This is a genomic window from Chitinophagales bacterium (assembly GCA_041392475.1).
GTDB lineage: Bacteria > Bacteroidota > Bacteroidia > Chitinophagales > UBA2359 > JAUHXA01.
On record JAWKLZ010000003.1, the window covers coordinates 1346679 to 1367997 of the forward strand.

Here is a 21319-nt window from a genome sequence, read left to right on the forward strand (position 1 = left end):
CTGTTTTTCTTTCTTTAATCGTCATATCCAATATCTCTTAAATAAAATTTATTCAATTATTTAATAAATCCTCCGTTGATTCTAATTATTATTACTATTTTATCGTAACTTGTTCTCAATATTCATTTCATCAAATACAAACCTCATTACGATGCACATACATTGGCAATATGTACTCAAAAAAATAGAAGAGCAGTACGAAATCAAAAACCCTTCGGAGTGGAATGACAACAATAAGGCTGCTCTTAAGAAATTGAAGGATGATATAGAAGGTAGTGTTAGAAATGCAATTCTTCAAAATACCGACATTGCTAAAAAATTCATCAAGGACAAAAGAACTAATTTTTTCACCTTACCTCTTGAAAAAAAACAAGCATGTCTGGAAAAATTAATTTCAGAAGGAAATGTAATCAACTTTAGGCTTGATGAAAGAATTTTGATGAGTAAATTCGAAGAACGGAAATACCCTTCACAAGAACGAATTAGAAATTGCTTCTCTATCTTTATTTTCAATAAGTTGTTTCGTCAGTTTTGCCAGTCTAATTTACAGCCAATTGATACAATGACTAATAAAGTTGAAGTAGAAAGCAACCGAATCAATCAGTTCAACAATACCTACTGGTGGGTTTTTTATCATCACTATGAAGAAACATCTCGAACTGGAAAACTGGGTAAAGCCATTTTAAATATTTCAGATAAAAATACTGTATTTCTTCAAAATGTAGAAACTGATACCTCAACACATTATGAAGGAAAAATCGAATTAGAAGAAAGTAATCAACATTTGTATCTTGATTTAAGATCCATTGAAGGAAGAGGGAAACATTTAAGGATTACTGTTTTTAAGGGAATAGGAAAGGTTTACCCAATCATGATTGGAGTCTATACCAATATTTATTCAAATAACTCAATGGCAGCAGGAAGCATTGTACTGGAGCAAATTAAAAATCATTTTGAAGAGGTTTTTGAAGCCAACAGTTTTTCTTTTAAAGAAGCACAGTCAAACGGTGTGTCGCCTACAATTGTTCAATTCCTTAAAGAACGAGGTCAAAATTACCTCAAGGCTCCTAATAGTATTTTGACCATTGACAAGCTAAAGGAATGGTTGGAATTGCAGCAAAAGCGGTAAGTGCTCTCCGCAATTTCTCTGCAAATAGCTTACATTTTATACACTTCAATTTGCTTGTTTATTGCTTTTGATTTGCTCGTTCTGAATCTTGCTTGTGGATTAAATTTGCAGGGCAACTGATGTTGGTTGTGTTTGTAAAATTAGCCTACCCATGAAACAAGGAAATAAAATCTATTTTTTAATTATTCTAGCTTCGTTTACCTCAATAAATATGTATGCCCAGACAAATTTTTCACTAAATTCTGGTACATCGCATTTGTACTGGGCATTTGGCTCTAGCTCTAGCTGGACAAATCGTTATGACACTTATAACGGTACATCAAAGGAATGGAAAGTTGCCGTAGGAAGTTCAGCTCATACTGGAGCAGATCAATATGCAGATGACTGGAACTGGGGCAGTGGAAATGCTGATGAAGGTCAAGATTTATACGCTTGCGGCTCGGGTACTGTTATTTATGTGAACAACACTTTGGGAACTGCATCTTCTTGTGGAAATTCTTATGGTCGTCAAGTAATCATTCGATTTACAGGTACTAATTTCGCAGTAAGATACGCACATCTTCAAAGTGTAGCACCTGGTATTGTAAAAAATGGAACTGTTTCAGCAGGTCAATTGATAGGTTATTTAGGAAAAACGGGACTAACAGGAACAGGAACTTGTACTTCTCACTTACACATAGTTTTATACAAAAACATTACAAATGGTTCTACAGCTTTAGCTAGTCTCGAATTAGGACAAAAACCAACTGCAAGTTGTGCCGCTGCATTTTTCTTAGATGCAGCTAACCAGTCCGACCTTAGCGTCCAATCCCCATCCGCAAGTCCAACAAGTATAGCCAAAGGCTCGACACTAACAGCCTCTTGTACAATCAAAAACAATGGAACAGGCGCAACAGGCCAAACCACTACATTGACTTACTACTTGTCTTCCAACTCTACTTACAGTTCAGACGATGTTGAGTTGGGAACAGATGACGTTTCTTCCTTGAATGCTGGGGCAACAAGCAGCAAAAGCAAAACCCTTACCATACCGAGCAGTGCCACCACGGGTACAAAATACATTATTTTCAGAGCAGATGCCACCAATGCTGTTACCGAAAGCAATGAAAGCAACAATATCGGTTACAAGCAGATTACGATAACCAATCCAACTATTACAGTTTCTCCTACTTCATTAAGTTTCACCAGTTCAGCAAGTAACAAGACTTCAACAGTATCAGGAGTATCCACTTATTCCGTTTCAGATAATCAATCATGGATCAATGCAACCAAAAGCGGTTCTACGGTAACAGTTGCTGTTTTAGCCAATACAAGTTCTTCATCAAGAACAGGTACAGTCACCGTATCTGCAACAGGGGCTGCTAATAAAACTATTAGTGTCACGCAGAGTGGTGCAACCACCTCTACTCCCTCCAACGACAACCCCTGCAATGCCATCACTTTACCCATTGTCAGTTCCTGGTCTTATACCACAGGCACAAACGTCAACGCCACCAACACCACCAATCCTGGGCCTACATCTTCTTGTCCTTTCTACGGCAAGGATGTATGGTATAAATTTACAGCTACTTTTTCGACTATGACTATCCAGATGAACCAAACAGGTACAGCTACGGATATGATGATGGCTTTGTATAGTGGCAATTGTTCTTCTTTAGTAGGTTTGGAGTGTGACGATGATGATGGACCTGGCGATATGCCTAAGATTGTACGCTCAGGCTTGACAGTAGGTGCGACTTACCATATTCGAGTTTGGGGATACAGTGGACAAACAGGCACTTATGGCATAGCAGTAAGAGCTGGATCTTATATCGCTAATGATGGCGGTGGTGGAGAAATTAGTCATTTGAAAACAAGCATAGAATCAACCAGCGATTCCAAAGTCTATCCAAACCCAACAACGGGATTGTTGACCATAGACCAGTTGGAAATTGGAGGAACAATAGATGTTTTCAATCTTTCTGGACAGCTACAACAATCCATTCCTATTGATAAATCTTCCATGACAGTAGATTTGGAAGAACTTCCTAAAGGGACTTATTTGGTAAAATACACTAAAGGACAGGTTATTGAAACCAAAAAAGTAGAGTTGGTGAAATAAGTTTCAACTTCACTACTAAAAACAAAAGCGACTTATTTGATTACCAATTAAGTCGCTTTTTTGTTTTCACCTATAGGACAGGCGATATTTGAAGTTTGATTTGTCCAATAGTGAGATTGCTTTTTAAACCAATTCGCAGTTGTTGAAGTTAAAGTAAGGCGAAAGTTGAATAAGCCTTTTGAAGTTTATTCTAAAAGATATGGCATGTTAGAAAATCAATATGCTCTCAAAAGAAAACTTCAAAAATCTTTCATCAAGAACACATTAAACAACAAATCTCAAACACCATGAATTTCTTCAAATCCATATTTCTCCTTTGTTTTACCCTCTTCCTACTGACAGGTTTACAGTTCTCTATCACCGCTCAAAGCGATTTGCCGTGGGAAATAATGCTTGATGCCAAATTCAAATACACCTACGATGTCGAACAAGATATTTGGTACAACAAGCCTCAATTCAACGACAAAGTAAAAAAAATGGAAGGTAAGGAGGTTATCGTAGAAGGATTTATGGTGCCTGTGGATGTGACGGGTGATGTCTATGTTTTGTCTGCTTTTCCATACAGTGCTTGCTTTTTTTGTGGTGCTGCGGGCAAAGAATCGGTGATGGAAATTCGCATGAAAGATAGCAATCAACACTTCAAAATGGACCAAATGTTGACCTTCAAAGGTAAACTGGACTTGGTAGATGATGTGTATGGATTGATGTACCTATTGGAAGATGCAGAAATTCAAGAAAATAGACACAAGTAGATTTTATTTTCTTTGTTCCTTTTGTGGTTCAAAATCCTAAATCCTTTGCTTTTTGGTAAAACCAATCGCTCCAACCATTTGGTTGTCGGATTTGTATTTCTCCATTGAAATCGGCTAACTTTGGTGCAGATTTCGGCAATTGTTCCCTAATTTTGAAGATTTGCCCCATCAACCAAGCATAATTTTGCAGTTGTTTTTTTACTATTTCTGCAATGTCTGTTCTGTTTTTCACTGTATGTTTATAGCTATCTAACAAGGTTATAAACATTTCATCCCACTCCAATTCATAATAACAACAAAGCAATATTTCTTTGATATTGAAGTACCAAGTATGATTAGTCCTTTTGAATAAGTTAAAGTAGGTTTAATTTAATCTAAACTTCGCCAATAAGTATAACCTATTTGTTGGAGTAGTAATGGATATCAAATCAGGTATTCCATCGCTTTTCTCATATCTCGCCTCTAAACCCAAACGCCACAATCGAACTTCTACACTTAACAATAGACCAAACTCACGGACGTTAGGATTTGTTACAAATTCTCTTTCCTCGAAAACTACAGGTGGGTCGAAAATTACATCTTTGTATGAGTAATAATTTTCAACCTCACTTACAACTGAAGCATGAGAAATTCCCAGTCCAATGACAAGGGGAGTTTTTGCAAACTGATATCGCAATAAATGGCTAAGTTTAAGGTGTCTCAATGCTATATTCAATTCGTGTACTTCATGGAAGACGTTTTGACTAAATTTTTCAAAGCTACCATTCATGCTATAATTCGTTAAAATCAAATCTGAATAAATAGACCATTTTCCTTGATTTATAGGCAAAAAAGCTTCAAGGTTTACTCCATAAGTAGCATCAACTGAATTGGAAAGTTTTATATCATCAAAAACTATATGTTTCTGGGAGTTGCTAATAAGCGACATTGAAGTATAATTTATCCCTCCTACTACTCCTAATTTTAGAGCTATCTTATTTCCTTTTCTCTCAAAATCAGGTAGCGCATCTATACAGCGATAATAATTTTTAAATGCCTTTTTTAAACTAACTTTTGTATAAACTGTTTTGGTTAAATTGGTCTGCATTTCAGAACATTTTTCCATATACTGTAATAGTTGATAAATATAGCCTTTAAATTCTTTTACCTTTGAGGCATTGTCATCCATATACTTTTTATATTGCAATAACGTATAAGATTCATCTTCTTTGATATAAAAATTGATTCCACTATTTTTTCCATCGTAAGCATATAACTCTACTTCGCCTTCTATCAATGTTTCCAAAAATACAGTATCCTTTGACAGCTTCAAGTCCTTATTCGCATCCAAATTCTCAATTTTTCGAGAACTCTGCTCTATTTCAATTACTGCGCTTTTATATATTGCTTCTCCTACACTAAATTCCAGAATATCTACGGGATAATACTCTTTTTCATTGCCTTCCAATGTTTCCTTGAAGTCTATTTTAGAAGGACTTTGTTGCCAATCTCTATAATCAATCCAACCATTTAGGTTTTCGCCTTGCAGCGTAGTGATAGATGCTTCTACATAGTTTTCTTGTGCAACGGCGTTTAAAACCATAAATAGATAGGAAGTAAAAAAGGCTAAAGTTTTAATTAATTTCATTTTATTTACACTAATTTTATTGTACTTATTAAGTGCTGAATATCTTACATTGAAACGTCTGCTGATTTTCAAACTTCTCCATTGTAGGAACTTTTACTCTTTTCACCAAATACTTTTTTTTAATCAATTGCAGAAGAATAGCAGATGTGCGTTTCAAACCAATTGCAACATACAAAAGTTTTTGAAACTTTTGTATGTTTTTCATTTCTAAGCCATTGTCAATGCCGATGCTTTTCGAGAAAACCATTCACTCCAGCCATTCGGTTGACGAGTGCTGATTTGCTCATTCAAATCAGATAGCTTATGAGCAGACTTAGGTAATTGTGTTCTTATTTTGAAGATTCGCCCTATCAACCAAGCATAATTTTGCAATTGTTTCCTCACTCCTTCTGCAATGTCTGTTCTGTTTTTCACTGTATGTTTATAGCTATCCAACAATGCTATAAACATTTCATCCCACTTCAATTCATAGTAGCAACAAAGCAACATTTCTTTGATATTGAAGTACCAAGTATGGTCATTGTAGGGTTCAATGGCAGCCAATATAGTCACTGCTTCTTCAAATCGCTGTTGATAAAACAAAATGGATGCTCGACAATAATCTGTCACTCCATTTTTTCTGTCGGGATGCAACAATTCGCTGTATTTATTCACAAAATTTTCAGCCCATTCAAATTCCTTTACATCCATTGCAGCTTTGACAAAATTGATGAAAACCGCATCGTTTATGTAGCTGTAATGCCCTTTGAGGCTGTATCTTTCCAATGATTTTAGGTTGAGTTCAAATCTTTTTTTGTTCAATTCAGGCATGACATTGCGGTGAGCAAAACAAAAATTGCGGAGGCAAACCAATACATTGTGTCCCATGCGTTCGTCCAATTCTCTCCAATGCTGTTCATACAAGGCTTCAAGTCGTTCAAAATCCGCCAATTCGTTGTTTTTTTCAATCAACAATGCCGCTCTGCTAATTTGCAGGTAAGAATCACTCTGATAGGCTTCTTTTTGGGTTTCTTCAAGCATTGCCTCCAACAAAGGAAAGGTGAAAGGAAAATCTATCGCAACATGTCGCTCCATATTGAAAACCTCCCCATAAACATCGAACAACCAACATATTGCTGCCCGAACCACAAACTCATTTCGTTCTTGTCTGTTTGCAGCAATCTGTATGTATTCGTTGGTTTTTTTGTCGTGCTGAAAAATGCTATATCCTTGCTTCAAAAATGCCATATTTCGATAGTAATCATGGTCTTTGAGATGGCTTTTGGCAACCTTTGTTTGGGTTTCCTCCCATGTCTTTTTGAAGTGTTTGTCCAAACCTCTTTCGTAAAACTCATCCATTAGCCAAAGTTGTTCGGTTATATCTCCTTCTTTTGGCTTATTACATACCAAAAATTTTTGGGCAAGTAGATAGAGGTCAGAAAGAAGATTGAGCATGGTGCTGTTGCGAAAAGCAGTCTTAGGAAATAATTTGGTAAACAGTTTTTCTTTGTTTGCTTTTGAAGGAGAAAAATTAGGGTGAAGTTTGGCGAGTTGAGTGGTTAAAGCCTTCAGGTGTTTGTTTTTATTGAAGTAGGGAGAATCTACAAATTCTGTAAATTGCTTCATCTCCTTTGCAGAAAAGGTACGTAAAACCATTATCAACAATGAGTTTTCCATGCTTTGAAGATTTTTTGTAGTGAGATTTCACACCCAAATTAGGCTTTTTTTTCTATAAAGCCATTTTTTTTTCTTTGATTTTGAAAAGGGATAAGGTTAAAATTGCAAGGCTTTTAAAAACCAATATTAAACCTTAAACCTCAATTAATCATGAAAAATTTTGTTTTATGTTTAGCAATCACCCTATTGTTCTCCACTTCAATATTTGCCCAACGCATAGGTCAATCTCAACAAGGATTAAGCGCATTGTCTGGCGGAGTTTGGCCCAATAAAACCTGTGAAGTCTGCTGGGAAAATGCCAATAATGGCAATATGCAAGAACGAACTTGGGTGAGAGATGCCGTAGCCCGAACATGGGAACGGGAGTCAGAATTTAGAACTACAGGCTGGGGCAACTGCAATGCGAACAGCCGAGGAGTGAGAATTCTTATCATTGATTCACATCCTCATGTCAATGCACTTGGGAGCGCATTGGACGGAATGATGAATGGAATGGAACTAAATTTCACTTTCAACAATTGGGAATGTAACGATGCTACAACGAACCCTGCAATGAGAAGAGACTGTATCGAACTCATTGCAGTACATGAGTTTGGTCATGCTTTGGGTTTTGCGCACGAACAAAACCGTACAGATGCTCCTCTTGAATGTCAAAAAGATGCTCAAGGCACAAACGGCGACTGGTGGATAACACCTTATGATGCTGAATCTATTATGAATTATTGTAGCCCCGCATGGAACAACGATGGCATGTTGAGTGAAAAAGACATCGCAGGTGTTAGGCAATTGTATGGCGGTCCTGGCTACATCACCGAACCCATTATCTATGCGACTTCTACGGATAACAGTTTGCTTTGGTACAAACATACGGGTTATGGAACTGGCAAATTTGAATGGAGTGCCAATACAGGCACAAAGGTAGGCAGTGGGTGGAATTTTAAATTTCTATTCAATGATGGCAATGGGTATTTATACGGAGTCACTCCAAGTGGTGATTTGATGTGGTATGGTCACAATGGCTATCACACAGGCAGTTTCAACTGGGCATTGGCTTCTGCAAGCAAAGTCGGCAATGGATGGGCAGGTGACACCAAAGCAGTTTTTTCGGGCGGTAAAGGAGTGATTTATTTGCTCAAAGAAAATGGCGATTTGTTTTGGTACAAACACTTGGGCTACAAAACTGGAAAGGCTTCTTGGCATCCCAAGAGTGGAACTAAAATTGGAAATGGCTGGAATGTCTTCAAAGCAATTTTTTCGGGCGGAAATGGCGTTTTTTATGGCATCAAGGAGAACGGTGATTTGGCTTGGTACCGACACACAGGCTTAGACAATGGAGCAAGCACTTGGTTGGGTGGCTTCAATAACAAGATAGGAAACGGTTGGTTATCAGCCAGACAAGTATTTTCGACAGGAGATGGAAATATTTACTTGGTCAACAAAGACAACGGAAACCTCTACTACTACAGGCACTTAGGAGTTCTGAATGGTACGGCATCATGGGGTTCTGGTACGGGTAATCAAGTTGGAACTGGTTGGAAAGGAGTCAAAGCTATTGGAATGGGCAGTTGGTATGACTATACAGTTCGTGTGGATCTTTCCGTTCCTACTGATGCTCACATACGAAAAGGGCCTTCCACTACGATTAGTAGATTTGGTAAAGTCAAAGATTAGAGTAAAAGGCTATCAGCGCAGAAAATGGAGGTATAGTAAAAGGAGAATTTTTGGGATTCAAGACCAAACGTTGTTTATTCATCCAATTATGACCTCGATGAAAGCGTTCTTAATTCAACTTAATCATAGCCATCAAGCTAAGGTTTGCTTGTTTCTCATACAACATTCAACAGGAAGTTTTAATAAAAAAGAAGCACACTATACACATGAACTATAAGAAAGCTTCCTTTTTATTATTTGTTCTTGTTCAGGGCTTAATGCTTATGTTAATTACTAAACTTGATGGCTATGATTCAACTTAATAAAAATATATTGTATGGTTGGAAGAAACCCGACCACAAGCTTAAGAAATGATAAGGTTGGGGGTCGAACCTGACATGGCATAAACTTGGAGTAGGTCAAGAATGGGGGGATGGCGTATTGTCCAAAGCCTAATACTTTGCACGACTATCACCCTCAAACGGTTGGAGAAAAGAGGTTGCGAATTTTGGCGAACTTCTATCACCGCATTAGGCATCAATAACGAACCGCCGAGTACGAGACCCGTACGCTTGCCTGCTCCGAAGAAACGAAGTGTAATCGGAAATGGTGTGAGAGGTATTCCCATAGGCAAACCGCTTACGACTCGGGTAGGTCAGGAGCATCACTGCCCCGTTCCTCCCTAAGAACCGTACTCCGATTGAAATGCGGAGCAGGCAAAGCGACTTTCACCGCATACGACTCACGCACATCTAACCTCACCTGCGTTCATTTTGGTGAAGCATTTGTTAATCAGAACTGTACTCTGTTCTTAGCAGCTAAACCGCAGGGTATTAACGGTTTGTTGGTACTTGCTCACGCTTTCCCGCCAGCCACATTGTCAGTCGAGCTTTGCACCTCATCGTTGCCAATGACGCACATCGACCTAAGAAACTTTTAGTGGTATAAAAGGTCATAACGTTCACTTTCTACTTGTCCTGTTTGTTCGTAAGTGATTGTATGACTATATTTTGAGCGACTTCTTGTCGCACACATTTTAGCCTTTGTTGGCGGCAGTATTCTTTTTAACCTACTCTTTATCAATCATTTAATCCTTTACCTTCAAAGATTTTAGGAATGTATTTTTCTATTCTTAATGCACGGGTTTTTGATTGCTTTGCTTGGGAAAAATACAAAAGATAGCCTCTTTGTCTTCCTGGTGTTAGAGCTTGGAAAGCAGATTCTAATTCGTGGTCATTTTCTAATGCTTTTTTAAATTCATCAGGCATATTAAATTCAGAAGTCTTTTTCATTTGTACTTCTACACCTGCTTTTTCCACTTCAACCGCTTCATAAATATACACTTTAATTATCTCTTCTAAATCAACAATTTCTTTTTTGTTGGTAAATCGAATCTGACGAGCAGCTTGCACATTCTCTGTCTGTTGAATCAGAATGTTATTTGTATCTTTTAGCAATGCTCCTTTATGAAAAAGAAGTGCACAATATTCCTTGAATCCGTGAATCAGCACAATATTTTTTCCTTGAAAAGTGTAACAAGGGTGCATCCATTTAAAATCTTCTTCAAGACCACACTCTAAACAGATTTTCCTTAATAATTTAGATTCCTCTTTCCACCTTTTTTGCTTTTCAATAAATTTATCAACTTTCTCCATTCTGAATTTTATTTAGTTACGAAATTAACTTTTTAGTGTCTGGTCTAAAATACCAAGAAGCTACTGTAAGGGCGAGCAACAATGCAGGACCAAATAAAGTGCTTGCTTCATCCCCAATTGCTAAATGAGAAATGATTGCCCCCGACATTGTAAAAAAGAACCCTGCATAAGCCCATTCTTTTATCAATGGAAATTTTGGTATTAAGACGGCAACGACACCTAAAATTTTCCAAATGCCAATTATAGTCATCAGATAAAGTGGGTAACCCAACTTTGTAAAGTTTGCCACTTCTTCATCCATTTTTATCAATTGGACAATTGCGGTAGAAGTCATACCGAGAGCAAGCCAAATAGTAGCCACCCAATAGATTATTTTATTTCTTTTTGTCATTTTCAATTATTTTGATTGTTTGCAACATTTTGGAGACGATTGTGCGCCCAATTGATTCCTTGCTTGAATGGCAATTTTAAGTTCTGGTTTCTGTGTTCAACAGATTGATAAATTATCTGCTGTTTTAGTTTGCTCTTTTCTTCGCTCAGTTTTTCGAATTCATAAATTTCAAGTTGGACACCAAAAGGCATATTCTCCATTTCAAAAGTTCGTATGATTTTATGATTTGGAATACATTCGTGAATCACTCCGTTAAATCGGTGCTTATTTCCTTTTGGGTCGGTGGTTTCAAATTCATAACTACCATGTTTCTTACTTTCCAATTTCAGCACTTTTGTATTCATCCATTGTTCCACTATTTCAGCTCTTACATAGGCTTCAAACAGCAATTCCAAAGGCAAATCAAATTCTCTTGTGATTAAAATTTCTTGTTTGCCCTCTTTGGCAAAAACATTTGTTTTCTGCTCCATTAGTCTATTTTTTTGATTGGTGTTTTTTCATCACGGATTCAATTTTGTTAAACCTATCGTCCCAAAACTTTCTGAATGGTTCAATAAAATCAGCTATATCTTTCATTCCGCTTGGATTTAGATGATAATAAATTTCTCTACCTTTTTGCTCTTGCAGGAGAATTTCACATTCGGTAAGGATTTGAATGTGTTTTGATATGGTCTGCCGTGATGAATCAAAATTTTCGGCAATCGCTGTTGGTGTCATTGTATTAACAGCAACCAAAGTAATTATTGCCCTTCGGGTAGGGTCAGCTATGGCTTGAAATACGTCTCGTCTTAATTTCATTTGTGCAGTTATTTGACTGCAAATATAAATGCAGTTATTTGGTTGCACAAATTTTTAAACTTCTTTTTTCGGAGCGTTTTTATTTTTTTTATTACCGCCAACTCAAAGGAATGTCTGCGCTTCTCCAAGTTTAGTATAATCAATCAACTTTCAAAGCGCAGACATTTCAGTTGAACGAAATTGGAGTATAGGGGAAAGGCTCTAAACTCGGACTGCCTTTTATACTTCGTAAATATAGCTAAATTTTGTTTTGGGGCAAAAAAATGTATGTAGAAATTGCTTTATTTTTAGAATTGGAGGTAAGGACTGGATAAATAGAGTTTTATCAAGTGGTTTGTGAGGCTGTTTGGTGTTTTTGGGGTGCTACTTTTCCATTGGCACCACGAATAGGGCTTTTCTTCAATGGGTTATTGGAGCAAGATTTTCTTATGTCGTGTTTTTTGGGTGAGGCTCTTGGATTGAAGTTTCTGATGTTTTTAGCCAACCATTCGTGGTCGGGTTTTTCGATGCTTTTTTCGAATTCGACTGCTCCACATTGCTCACAGGCTGAAAGTTCTATGCCTAATAAGGCTCGTATGATTTGCAGGGTTGTGCGAACTGTTGCGCCATTTCTTTTGAGCTTTTGGGGGATTTGGTCTTTGATTTTTGTTTGTTTGGCAGAGGCATGTAAGCCATAGTATCGCAGTCGCTGAAAGTGTCGGGGTGGGAGGTGTTGTAGGAATTGATGGATGAAATTGAGGGGGTCAAAAGTTTTGATTTTTTTGGGGGCTGCTTGTCCTGCAATTTGATTGCGGTAGTCGTTGTGGATTAATTCTACTTGTTCTTTGGCTTGGTTGAAGGTGAGGGAGGAATTGCTAACGGCTATTTTGTTGATGTATCGGCTGAGGTATTCTTCTATGTTTTGGGTATTGACTTGGGGAAGTCCATTGTTTACTACCCAGTTTTTCTTTGCTACTTCGGCGAGTATTTCTTTCATCATTGGCACTTGTGTGAGTGCTTCTTTTTGAAGGAGTTTTTGAATGCCTTTGAGGTAAGTATCTCTAAATGTTCGGTTGATTTGTCGGTATCTGGCGAGCTTGTTTTTTCGTTTGGGGTGTTGCCAATTGTTTTGTTTGTCTAAGCCTCCAAAGGTGATAAGTGTATGTAGGTGAACGTGGTATTTCATGTCTGCTCCCCATGTGTGTAGGATGGCTATCATGCCTGGGAGTGCTCCGACATTGCAGGGTTCTGCACATACTTTTTGGATGGTTTTCCAGGCACTTTGGTAGAGCAAGCCATAGAGGATTTTGGGGTTGTTTCGCAGCAATGGGTTTAATTCATGGGGAAGGGTAAAAGTCGCATGGATATAGGGTACGTTCAACATGCGACTGCTAATTTTGTCTTGGCTTTTCATTCTTTTAATGCTCTGACAGATGGGGCATTTGCTGTCTCCACAGGATTTGTAAATTCGTTTGGATTCGCCACAACTTTTGCATTGAATTAGTATTGCTCCCATGTAGGGAGTGCGGCATTTTCGGATGTTGCGTATGAGTTGGATGGCTCTTTGATTGGGTTGATATTGAGTGATATAGGCTTCTCCATATTTGCGGAATATTTCTCCTATGCTATTCTGTTGTGGTAGCTTATTTGAAGGGTGGCAATGGGATGGTGAATGCGCCATGAGTAGGTTTTGACTAAGTGGATGTATCGGGCGGTTGTTTTGAGCTGTTTGTGTCCTAATTGTTTTTGAAGGTACAACAAATCTGTGCCATTTTCAAGGTGGTGGGTGGCGTAACAGTGGCGAAAGGTGTGTGGACTGACAGTTTTTTGAATGTTGGCTGCTTTGCGGATTTGCTGGATGAGGTGTTGGGCGGAACGGTGGGCGAGTTGTTCGCCTCGGACTGCTCCGTTGAAGAGGTAGGTGATGGGGCGGTACATTTTATAGTAGTGTCGAAGTAGGAGTAGGAGGCATTCGGGGAGGTCGACATAGCGGTCTTTTGCGCCTTTTCCTCTGATAAAGATTTGTTTACGTTGGCCGTCTATGTCGGTGATTTTGAGGTTGAGGGCTTCGGATAGCCGGATGCCTGTGCCGTAGAGTAGGCAGAGGAAGGCTTGGTGTTTGAGGTTGGGGGCATGGGAAATCATTTTTTCAACGGCTTGTTTGGAGATGATTCGGGGTAGTTGGCGTTCTTTTCGGGGGCGGGGTATGTGTTCGACATCCCAAGAGAGTTTTTTGACATCTCTGTAATAATGGAGCAGGGCGGAGTAGTCGCCGTTGATGGTTTGCCACTTCAAGTCTTGGTCGTAGCGATATAGGATGTATCTGCGGGCTTGGCTTTGGTCTAATGGAGTGAGAAAACCTTGTTTGATGCGCCAATGGAGGAATTGTTTGAGGGCGCAACCGTAGGATTTTCGGGTGGCTACGCTGTAGTTTTTGAGTTTTAAGTGGTCGTCTAAGGATTGGAGTTCTTCGCTGATGCTTTTCATTTTTTGCACTATTTTGGTGTTATTTAATAATGCAAAAATAGCGTAAAAAAATCACGTAATTAAAACATCTTTAATGATTTATGTATTTAGATTTTGTTCAACGGAGCGAGTGTACACGCAGTCGCACCCACGACTACGTGTAGCGAAAGCTCGCTGCTAAGGTACGTACCTTTAAAAATGTAAGTGACTGTGGACCAGCAATAGTGGGTGCTATTGAGTGTACACAGTGTGGTGCGCCTTGAATGGTAAATATAACGAAGATTTAGCTTATTGCCTAAAGAATCGTTTGATTTTGTGAAGAGAAAGCAAAATGTCCAGAGAGTGAAAGTCTCTTACAGGCGGGTGTGACGACTCGAACTGTTAGCAAGCTGCAAGGTGGTTTGGGGCGACCCAAGCACTGGAAGTAAGCAGGACTGCAAAGGTCGGTACTGACGAACAGAAACTGGATAAGAGGCTGTATAGGTCGGGTAAGGTAGCCACGCATACTAACGCCCTAAACATCAATTATTTGATGCTGTACTTATACAGTAGATTCAGCAGGGATTGACCGAAGGATATTTACCTTACCGAGGGAGGTCTGCAATTGTAAAGACGGAGGCAACGCATCAGCCGAAGAGCAAACACCGCTTGGTAACAAGCAAGGTGGCAATTGCAGAAGTCAGCAGAAGTCATAGTAATCAGGCACTTGATAGCCAGATGAAGGACAGAACATCATTGGTCTTTAATGGACAAAGGTGCAGCGATGCTATGGGTAGTTTCCCAATCGTAACATAGCCTTTGACTAAGCGAGACAACCTAAACCGATGGAATCAAAATGATAGACATCATCGTAAGCAAACAGAATCTGAACCGAGCTTATCTGCACGTATATCGCAATAAGGGTGGAGCAGGAGTAGATAAAATGAGTGTTGAAAACCTCAAAGAGCATCTCCTCCAATATGGCAGCACCTATATCGAGCAAATAAGAGCAGGAAAATATCAAGCCGCTCCAATCAAGGGCGTATTCATCCCCAAAGGCAAGGGTAAAACCCGATTACTCGGTATTCCCACAGTCACCGATAGGGTGATACAACAAGCACTCCACCAAGTGTTAAGCCCCATATTTGAGCGAGACTTCCAGCCACACAGTTACGGATTCCGTCCCCACCGCAGCGCACAAGACGCACTGCAACAAAGCCTTTCATATATCAACGAAGGCTACCAAGACATTGTGGATATAGACTTGAAATCCTTTTTCGATGAAGTACCCCACGATAGATTGATGCAATTGATTTATGAAAAGGTAAAATGTCGATTAACCCTAAAGTTAATCCGCACATTCCTACGCAGCCCCATACTAATCAAAGGCAAACTACACAAACGGAGAAAAGGCGTTCCGCAAGGCTCACCCCTCAGTCCTTTACTCGCCAATATTCTGCTCAACGAGTTAGATAAAGTATTGGAGGAAAGAGGACACCGTTATGTACGGTATGCCGATGATTTCAGTATCTACTTGCGAAGCAAGAAAGCAGGCTCGTCGAGTGGGAAACAACATCTATGTATTTCTACGAGACAAGCTATGCCTACCCATCAACCGAGAGAAAAGCGGGATTCGTCGCCCTACGACCTTCAAGATATTGGGATATGGATTTGTTCCAACCTATCAAAAAGGAGAGAAAGGCAAATATCAATTTGTAGTGAAGAAGAAATCTTGGCAAACTTTTAAGCAAAAGCTAAAACGACTGACCCAAAAGACGCTTCCTATGAGTTTTGATAAACGGATTACCGAAATCAAACGGTCGATGAAAGGCTGGCTGAATTACTTCAAAATGGCATCTATTCACAGCAAGCTGAAGAAGATGGATGAATGGCTGCGAAACCGTTTGAGATACTGTATATGGCACGATTGGAAGAAACCCGACCGCAAGCGTAAAAACTTGATACGATTGGGAGTCAAACCCGACATGGCATATGCTTGAGCCGTTCAAGAATGGGCGGATGGCGAATCGCCCAAAGCCCTATTCTTGGCACAACGATTACCCTCAAACGTTTGGAAAGCAGGGGATATGAAAGTCTATTGGACTACTACCATCGGATTAAGCATCAATGATGAACCGCCGTATACGAGACCCGTATGTACGGTGGTGTGAGAGGTACTCCCGTAGGCAAGCCGCTTACGGGCTACCTACTCGATTGCGCCTTGACTGGTAAATATAACGAAGATTTAGCTTATTGCCTAAATAATCGTTTGATTTTGTGAAGAGAAAGCAAAATGTCCAGAGAGTGAAAAGTCTCTTACAGGCGGGTGTGACGACTCGAACTGTTAGCAAGCTGCAAGGTGGTTTCTCGTGAGGGATGCACTGGAAGTAAGCAGGACTGCAAAGGTCGGTACTGACGAATAGTGAACGAAGAAGAGTTTCTGAAAGAAACCAAAGACATAGATATGTCTTTGTCGAAGAGAAGAGCAAAGCGGTAGGATACGAGGCTGTATAGGTCGGGTAAGGTAGCCACGCATACTAACGCCCTAAACATCAATTATTTGATGCTGTACTTATGCAGTAGATTCAGCAGGGATTGACCAAAGGATATTTACCTTACCGAGGGAGGTCTGTAATTGTAAAGACGGAGGCAACGCATCAGCCTAAGAGCAAACACCGCTTGGTAACAAGCAAGGTGGCAATTGCAGAAGTCAGCAGAGGTCATAGTAGCCGAGTATTGATTGCTCATGGTGAAGGACTGAATCTTACCCTTTTGGAAATTCGATAGGGAGCTATGTTGTCATCCATTGCTGTAAAAGCATAGACAGATAGTAGCCCTATGTTAAAGTACAAAATAGCTGGTGATGGTGAAAAGAGCATCATCGGAGAAGGGTAGGAAACCGCCGTATACGAGACCCGTATGTACGGTGGTGTGAGAGGTACTCCCGTAGGCAAGCCGCTTACGGGCTACCTACTCGATTATCTGTTTTTTTGTTTTAAAAACTTAAGACAAGCCCCAAACCGTTATAAGTGGGTCCAAAATTTAGACTTCCTGTATCAGCGTTACTATTGTATTTTAATATCGATTTTTTCTTTAAATTATTCGCAGATAAACTAAATCCAGTTGCAACTCCAGCTGATCCTAAAACCCCTATTAATGGTACAGTTTGACTTTCATTATTACTTGCTTTGTTGAGTTGCCAGAATAAAAAACCAACTTCAGCACCAAAGGCTATCCATCCTATGGTCATATGTTGTTTCGATTTTTGCCACAGTTGATTTGCTTCTGAATCTTTGAGCATTAATGATTCTACTTGCTGTTTTGATATTTGTGAATCATCTTGATAATATTTGGTGCTCCAAAAACCTGGGAACATGGTTATTTCTTGGGCATGAATATTATTTGTAAAAATAACAGTTGTTATAATAATGAGTAAATGTTTAAATTTCATTTTTTTTATTGATTTAATTAATAATTATTTATGTTCTTTTATGCAAGATATTTTAAAGTAATTTAAGTAATTTTCTTTTGGGTTTCTTGTTATTTTTTCGATAAATGCTTTTCTATTCCTTACAATTATGTCACTTGTTTTAAACTAAAATTCTGATTGATCTTTTTTTTATAGAATTGCAGATCGGTTTCGGCTAAACGGCATAGCCAGCTTTTGCCCGCTAAGGACAGCCATGCTTTGTGGTGCGCCTTGAATGGTAAATATAACGAAGATTTAGCTTATTGCCTAAATAATCGTTTGATTTTGTGAAGTGAAAGCAAAATGTCCAGAGAGTGAAAGTCTCTTACAGGTGGGTGTGACGACTCGAACTGTTAGCAAGCTGCACAGTAGAATACTCCGATGAATAATCGGAGGTGGTTTGGGGCGACCCATGCACTGAAGTAAGCAGGACTGCAAAGCATGGCGAAGGACTGAATCTTACCCTTTTGGAAATTGGATAGGGAGCTATGTTGTCATCCATTGCTGTAAAAGCATAGACAGATAGTAGCCCTATGTTAAAGTACAAAATAGCTGGTGATGGTGAAAAGAGCATCATCGGAGAAGGGTAGGAAACCGCCGTATACGAGACCCGTATGTACGGTGGTGTGAGAGGTACTCCCGTAGGCAAGCCGCTTACGGGCTACCTACTCGATTGGCAGTAGTTTTCTTTTCATTTTACTTCTAATTCATATTTTTCGTGATAATTCTCCTTTGCCACAAAGTCCAGTTTTCTCATCGAAGAGAAATACAAATTTAATTGAGCTTTTTTTCCAAGGATTTTCAATGGAATATTCAATTGTTTTTCCATTAATTTCATCTACATCATACCAAAACCCTTTCGGAGATTTTGCCATGAGATAAATTAACTTCCCTTCAAATATTAAATCATTAAAACCATCCCCATTATCATCCTTGATTTTTATCGTCAATTCCTCTGGTTCATAAACTGCAAGGTCTTGGTGATTGTCGTATGTTCTCAAATCATAATCATAATATCCTTCATAGACATTCTCCAACTTTCCATCTACTACCTTATAAATTTCATGTCCACCGTTTCCTCTTGAAGACACTTTTAAAATCAAAAGAAAGGGATTTTCATTCGGTATGATTTCAATCAGTTCATATCTTAAGCCAGAAAATGTTTCGATTGGTTTTCCATCTTCTGACATTAATATTTGGTATCTCCAAGGAAAAGTAGCCATTGCACCTCCCTTATATTCATATTCTAAAATGACAAAGCTATTCTCTGAGCCATTGATTTTTATTTTTTTGTATTCATTGATTCTTCCACTCAGTTCGTCCTTTTCTTGAAAATCTACTTCTATTTCAAAGAAGTCAATCATTTCTCTGATAAATTCAGATGTATCTGCAATTTCAGGAAAGGTAGAAATCATGCTGAATCGTTCATCGAGATTCACTTCATCCACTTTCCTATCTTCACCTACCAATGTTTCTTCTTCAACCGTGGTGGTTTGATTAATTGCTTTCTCTGACTCATTGCATTTGAATCCGAGTAGCATTAGTATCAGTGGTATGATGATTGTTTTTTTCATTTAATTACCGCCAACGGAGCGAGTGTACACGCAGTCGCACCCACGACTACGTGTAGCGAAAGCTCGCTGCTAAGGTACGTACCTTTAAAAATGTAAGTAACTGTGGACCAGCAATAGTGTGTGCTATTGCATGTACACAGTGTGTGCGCCTTGAATGGTAAATATAACGAAGATTTAGCTTATTGCCTAAATAATCGTTTGATTTTGTGAAGTGAAAGCAAAATGTCCAGAGAGTGAAAGTCTCTTACAGGCGGGTGTGACGACTCGAACTGTTAGCAAGCTGCAAGGTGGTTTGGGGCGACCCATGCACTGAAGTAAGCAGGACTGCAAAGGTCGGTACTGACGAATAGTGAACGAAGAAGAGTTTCTGAAAGAAACCAAAGACATAGATATGTCTTTGTCGAAGAGAAGAGCAAAGCGGTAGGATACGAGGCTGTATAGGTCGGGTAAGGTAGCACATCATACTAACGCCCAAAACGTTGCGGAAGCAATGAGTACCTATACAGTAGATTCAGCAGGGATTGACCAAAGGATATTTACCTTACCGAGGGAGGTCTGTAATTGTAAAGACGGAGGCAACGCATCAGCCTAAGAGCAAACACCGCTTGGTAACAAGCAAGGTGGCAATTGCAGAAGTCAGCAGAGGTCATAGTAGCCGAGTATTGATTGCTCATGGCGAAGGACTGAATCTTACCCTTTTGGAAATTGGATAGGGAGCTATGTTGTCATCCATTGCTGTAAAAGCATAGACAGATAGTAGCCCTATGTTAAAGTACAAAATAGCTGGTGATGGTGAAAAGAGCATCATCGGAGATGGGTAGGAAACCGCCGTATACGAGACCCGTATGTACGGTGGTGTGAGAGGTACTCCGTAGGCAAGCCGCTTACGGGCTACCTACTCGATTAGCATCAGTTTTTATTTTCTATTTGCGTTTTTATCAATTCGTATGTGCATTTACTATAATATGAATATATTCTCAAATAGAGTTGTTGTAATCTTTTGTTCATCTTTCCCCAATATCCATATTCAAAACCTTTTTTGGTTGCTCGCATTAATTCAAAGAAATCCGTGCTTACTTTTCTACTTATCATACTTCCTGTTCTAATCTCATCTTTTTTTGCAAAATCGACAATTGAATTTAGAAAATTTAAAATATGCTTATTTGAAGATTTATATTTTTTTGTAGTTTCAGTCAAATAGTTGAATTGATTTTCTAAATCGACGAGTAACTCATTTATTTCATTTTTATCATCTACGTTTTTCTTCAATTCGTAAAACATCTTAAGTAATTTTTCCAATTCAGGTTGAATTTTTTGCATAAAAGACTTAACCTCTTCAATTGACGATATTTCGTGTTTATCTTCCATTGTTATTTGTTCTTGAAAGCGGGTTTTCTTTTTTAATTGATGCTAACGGTTTTGTGTAAATGGCGTTGCCAGCTTTTGCTGGCAATGGACATAGATGCATTGTGGTGCGCCTTGAATGGTAAATATAACGAAGATTTAGCTTATTGCCTAAATAATCGTTTGATTTTGTGAAGTGAAAGCAAAATGTCCAGAGAGTGAAAGTCTCTTACAGGCGGGTGTGACGACTCGAACTGTTAGCAAGCTGCAAGGTGGTTTGGGGCGACCCAAGCACTGAAGTAAGCAGGACTGCAAAGGTCGGTACTGACGAATAGTGAACGAAGAAGAGTTTCTGAAAGAAACCAAAGACATAGATATGTCTTTGTCGAAGAGAAGAGCAAAGCGGTAGGATACGAGGCTGTATAGGTCGGGTAAGGTAGCACATCATACTAACGCCCAAAACGTTGCGTAAGCAATGAGTACCTATACAGTAGATTCAGCAGGGATTGACCGAAGGATATTTACCTTACCGAGGGAGGTCTGTAACTATGGAGACGGAAGCAATGCATCAGCCGAAGAGAAAACACTACTTGGTAACAAGTAAGGTGGTAGTTACAGAAGTCAGCAGAGGTCATAGTAGCCGAGTATTGATTGCTCATGGCGAAGGACTGAATCTTACCCTTTTGGAAATTGGATAGGAGCTATGTTGTCATCCATTGCTGTAAAAGCATAGACAGATAGTAGCCCTA

At 39.0% G+C, this 21319-nt stretch carries 26 protein-coding genes; 11 read left to right on the forward strand and 15 right to left on the reverse strand.

Features of this window, described 5'->3' with window-relative positions; genetic code table 11:
- Positions 1 to 151: 151 nt before the first annotated feature.
- The 3 genes from R3E32_28175 to R3E32_28185 all read left to right on the forward strand — a co-directional run bounded on the left by R3E32_28175 (position 152) and on the right by R3E32_28185 (position 3982).
- Positions 152 to 1129 carry a hypothetical protein gene (locus R3E32_28175; protein MEZ4888635.1) on the forward strand — a complete coding sequence of 326 codons (978 nt, stop codon included), beginning with the start codon at positions 152 to 154 and terminating at the stop codon, positions 1127 to 1129.
- Between the two features lie 151 nt (positions 1130 to 1280).
- Positions 1281 to 3230, forward strand: coding sequence for a CARDB domain-containing protein (locus R3E32_28180; protein ID MEZ4888636.1), 1950 nt, complete (start codon positions 1281 to 1283; stop codon positions 3228 to 3230).
- A gap of 287 nt (positions 3231 to 3517) precedes the next feature.
- On the forward strand, positions 3518 to 3982 hold the full coding sequence (locus tag R3E32_28185) for a hypothetical protein (protein ID MEZ4888637.1): 465 nt from the start codon (positions 3518 to 3520) through the stop codon (positions 3980 to 3982).
- 28 nt (positions 3983 to 4010) lie between these two features.
- On the opposite strand, the gene R3E32_28190 is transcribed toward R3E32_28185, so the two are convergent.
- The 3 genes from R3E32_28190 to R3E32_28200 form a co-directional block, all read right to left on the reverse strand.
- Positions 4011 to 4214 (reverse strand): hypothetical protein, encoded by a 204-nt coding sequence (locus R3E32_28190; protein MEZ4888638.1) that lies wholly within the window; start codon positions 4212 to 4214, stop codon positions 4011 to 4013.
- Positions 4215 to 4346: 132 nt separating this feature from the next.
- Positions 4347 to 5609 carry a hypothetical protein gene (locus R3E32_28195; protein MEZ4888639.1) on the reverse strand — a complete coding sequence of 421 codons (1263 nt, stop codon included), beginning with the start codon at positions 5607 to 5609 and terminating at the stop codon, positions 4347 to 4349.
- Between the two features lie 207 nt (positions 5610 to 5816).
- Positions 5817 to 7265, reverse strand: a complete 1449-nt coding sequence (locus tag R3E32_28200) for a hypothetical protein (GenBank protein ID MEZ4888640.1) — start codon at positions 7263 to 7265, stop codon at positions 5817 to 5819.
- A gap of 150 nt (positions 7266 to 7415) precedes the next feature.
- Here R3E32_28200 and R3E32_28205 point away from each other — a divergent pair, with 150 nt between their 5' ends.
- Positions 7416 to 8936 (forward strand): tachylectin-related carbohydrate-binding protein, encoded by a 1521-nt coding sequence (locus R3E32_28205; GenBank protein MEZ4888641.1) that lies wholly within the window; start codon positions 7416 to 7418, stop codon positions 8934 to 8936.
- Positions 8937 to 9279: 343 nt separating this feature from the next.
- Here the strand turns inward: R3E32_28205 and R3E32_28210 are convergent, their stop codons facing one another.
- From R3E32_28210 to R3E32_28245, 8 genes are all read right to left on the reverse strand, one after another.
- Positions 9280 to 9543, reverse strand: a complete 264-nt coding sequence (locus R3E32_28210; GenBank protein MEZ4888642.1) for a hypothetical protein — start codon at positions 9541 to 9543, stop codon at positions 9280 to 9282.
- A gap of 11 nt (positions 9544 to 9554) precedes the next feature.
- Positions 9555 to 9677, reverse strand: coding sequence for a hypothetical protein (locus R3E32_28215; protein ID MEZ4888643.1), 123 nt, complete (start codon positions 9675 to 9677; stop codon positions 9555 to 9557).
- Positions 9678 to 9994: 317 nt separating this feature from the next.
- Positions 9995 to 10570 (reverse strand): YdeI family protein, encoded by a 576-nt coding sequence (locus R3E32_28220; protein MEZ4888644.1) that lies wholly within the window; start codon positions 10568 to 10570, stop codon positions 9995 to 9997.
- A gap of 16 nt (positions 10571 to 10586) precedes the next feature.
- The gene (locus R3E32_28225) at positions 10587 to 10961 is read right to left on the reverse strand and encodes a DoxX family protein (GenBank protein ID MEZ4888645.1); all 375 of its coding nucleotides are present in this window, start codon (positions 10959 to 10961) and stop codon (positions 10587 to 10589) included.
- Positions 10962 to 10963: 2 nt separating this feature from the next.
- Positions 10964 to 11431: an SRPBCC domain-containing protein gene (locus R3E32_28230; protein MEZ4888646.1), complete on the reverse strand. Its 468-nt coding sequence runs from the start codon at positions 11429 to 11431 to the stop codon at positions 10964 to 10966.
- Between the two features lie 4 nt (positions 11432 to 11435).
- Positions 11436 to 11759, reverse strand: a complete 324-nt coding sequence (locus tag R3E32_28235) for a metalloregulator ArsR/SmtB family transcription factor (protein ID MEZ4888647.1) — start codon at positions 11757 to 11759, stop codon at positions 11436 to 11438.
- A 325-nt stretch (positions 11760 to 12084) separates the two neighbouring features.
- On the reverse strand, positions 12085 to 13419 hold the full coding sequence (locus R3E32_28240; protein MEZ4888648.1) for a transposase: 1335 nt from the start codon (positions 13417 to 13419) through the stop codon (positions 12085 to 12087).
- Entirely contained in the window at positions 13359 to 14225 is an 867-nt protein-coding gene (locus R3E32_28245) for a tyrosine-type recombinase/integrase (protein ID MEZ4888649.1), read from the reverse strand. Before R3E32_28245 ends, R3E32_28240 begins: the two co-directional genes overlap by 61 nt.
- A 543-nt stretch (positions 14226 to 14768) precedes the next feature.
- On the opposite strand from R3E32_28245, the gene R3E32_28250 reads away from it, so the two are divergent.
- Genes R3E32_28250 through R3E32_28265 form a run of 4 tightly spaced genes read left to right on the forward strand, consistent with a single transcriptional unit; the run spans position 14769 to position 16314 of the window.
- Positions 14769 to 14999 (forward strand): hypothetical protein, encoded by a 231-nt coding sequence (locus R3E32_28250; GenBank protein MEZ4888650.1) that lies wholly within the window; start codon positions 14769 to 14771, stop codon positions 14997 to 14999.
- A 40-nt stretch (positions 15000 to 15039) separates the two neighbouring features.
- Positions 15040 to 15930, forward strand: coding sequence for a reverse transcriptase domain-containing protein (locus R3E32_28255; GenBank protein MEZ4888651.1), 891 nt, complete (start codon positions 15040 to 15042; stop codon positions 15928 to 15930).
- Between the two features lie 37 nt (positions 15931 to 15967).
- The gene (locus tag R3E32_28260; GenBank protein ID MEZ4888652.1) at positions 15968 to 16183 is read left to right on the forward strand and encodes a group II intron maturase-specific domain-containing protein; all 216 of its coding nucleotides are present in this window, start codon (positions 15968 to 15970) and stop codon (positions 16181 to 16183) included.
- Entirely contained in the window at positions 16180 to 16314 is a 135-nt protein-coding gene (locus tag R3E32_28265; protein MEZ4888653.1) for a hypothetical protein, read from the forward strand. The genes R3E32_28260 and R3E32_28265 overlap by 4 nt, the downstream gene beginning before the upstream one ends.
- 185 nt (positions 16315 to 16499) lie before the next feature.
- Here the strand turns inward: R3E32_28265 and R3E32_28270 are convergent, their stop codons facing one another.
- Positions 16500 to 16736 carry a hypothetical protein gene (locus R3E32_28270; protein ID MEZ4888654.1) on the reverse strand — a complete coding sequence of 79 codons (237 nt, stop codon included), beginning with the start codon at positions 16734 to 16736 and terminating at the stop codon, positions 16500 to 16502.
- Positions 16737 to 16778: 42 nt separating this feature from the next.
- On the opposite strand from R3E32_28270, the gene R3E32_28275 reads away from it, so the two are divergent.
- The gene (locus R3E32_28275; GenBank protein ID MEZ4888655.1) at positions 16779 to 16970 is read left to right on the forward strand and encodes a hypothetical protein; all 192 of its coding nucleotides are present in this window, start codon (positions 16779 to 16781) and stop codon (positions 16968 to 16970) included.
- A 208-nt stretch (positions 16971 to 17178) separates the two neighbouring features.
- On the opposite strand, the gene R3E32_28280 is transcribed toward R3E32_28275, so the two are convergent.
- Both R3E32_28280 and R3E32_28285 read right to left on the reverse strand, forming a co-directional pair.
- The gene (locus tag R3E32_28280; protein MEZ4888656.1) at positions 17179 to 17634 is read right to left on the reverse strand and encodes a hypothetical protein; all 456 of its coding nucleotides are present in this window, start codon (positions 17632 to 17634) and stop codon (positions 17179 to 17181) included.
- A gap of 725 nt (positions 17635 to 18359) precedes the next feature.
- Positions 18360 to 19226 carry a hypothetical protein gene (locus tag R3E32_28285; GenBank protein MEZ4888657.1) on the reverse strand — a complete coding sequence of 289 codons (867 nt, stop codon included), beginning with the start codon at positions 19224 to 19226 and terminating at the stop codon, positions 18360 to 18362.
- A 521-nt stretch (positions 19227 to 19747) separates the two neighbouring features.
- On the opposite strand from R3E32_28285, the gene R3E32_28290 reads away from it, so the two are divergent.
- Positions 19748 to 19939, forward strand: a complete 192-nt coding sequence (locus R3E32_28290) for a hypothetical protein (protein MEZ4888658.1) — start codon at positions 19748 to 19750, stop codon at positions 19937 to 19939.
- Between the two features lie 196 nt (positions 19940 to 20135).
- Here the strand turns inward: R3E32_28290 and R3E32_28295 are convergent, their stop codons facing one another.
- Positions 20136 to 20594: a hypothetical protein gene (locus R3E32_28295; GenBank protein ID MEZ4888659.1), complete on the reverse strand. Its 459-nt coding sequence runs from the start codon at positions 20592 to 20594 to the stop codon at positions 20136 to 20138.
- 451 nt (positions 20595 to 21045) lie between these two features.
- Here R3E32_28295 and R3E32_28300 point away from each other — a divergent pair, with 451 nt between their 5' ends.
- Positions 21046 to 21174, forward strand: a complete 129-nt coding sequence (locus tag R3E32_28300) for a hypothetical protein (protein ID MEZ4888660.1) — start codon at positions 21046 to 21048, stop codon at positions 21172 to 21174.
- Positions 21175 to 21319 lie beyond the last annotated feature (145 nt).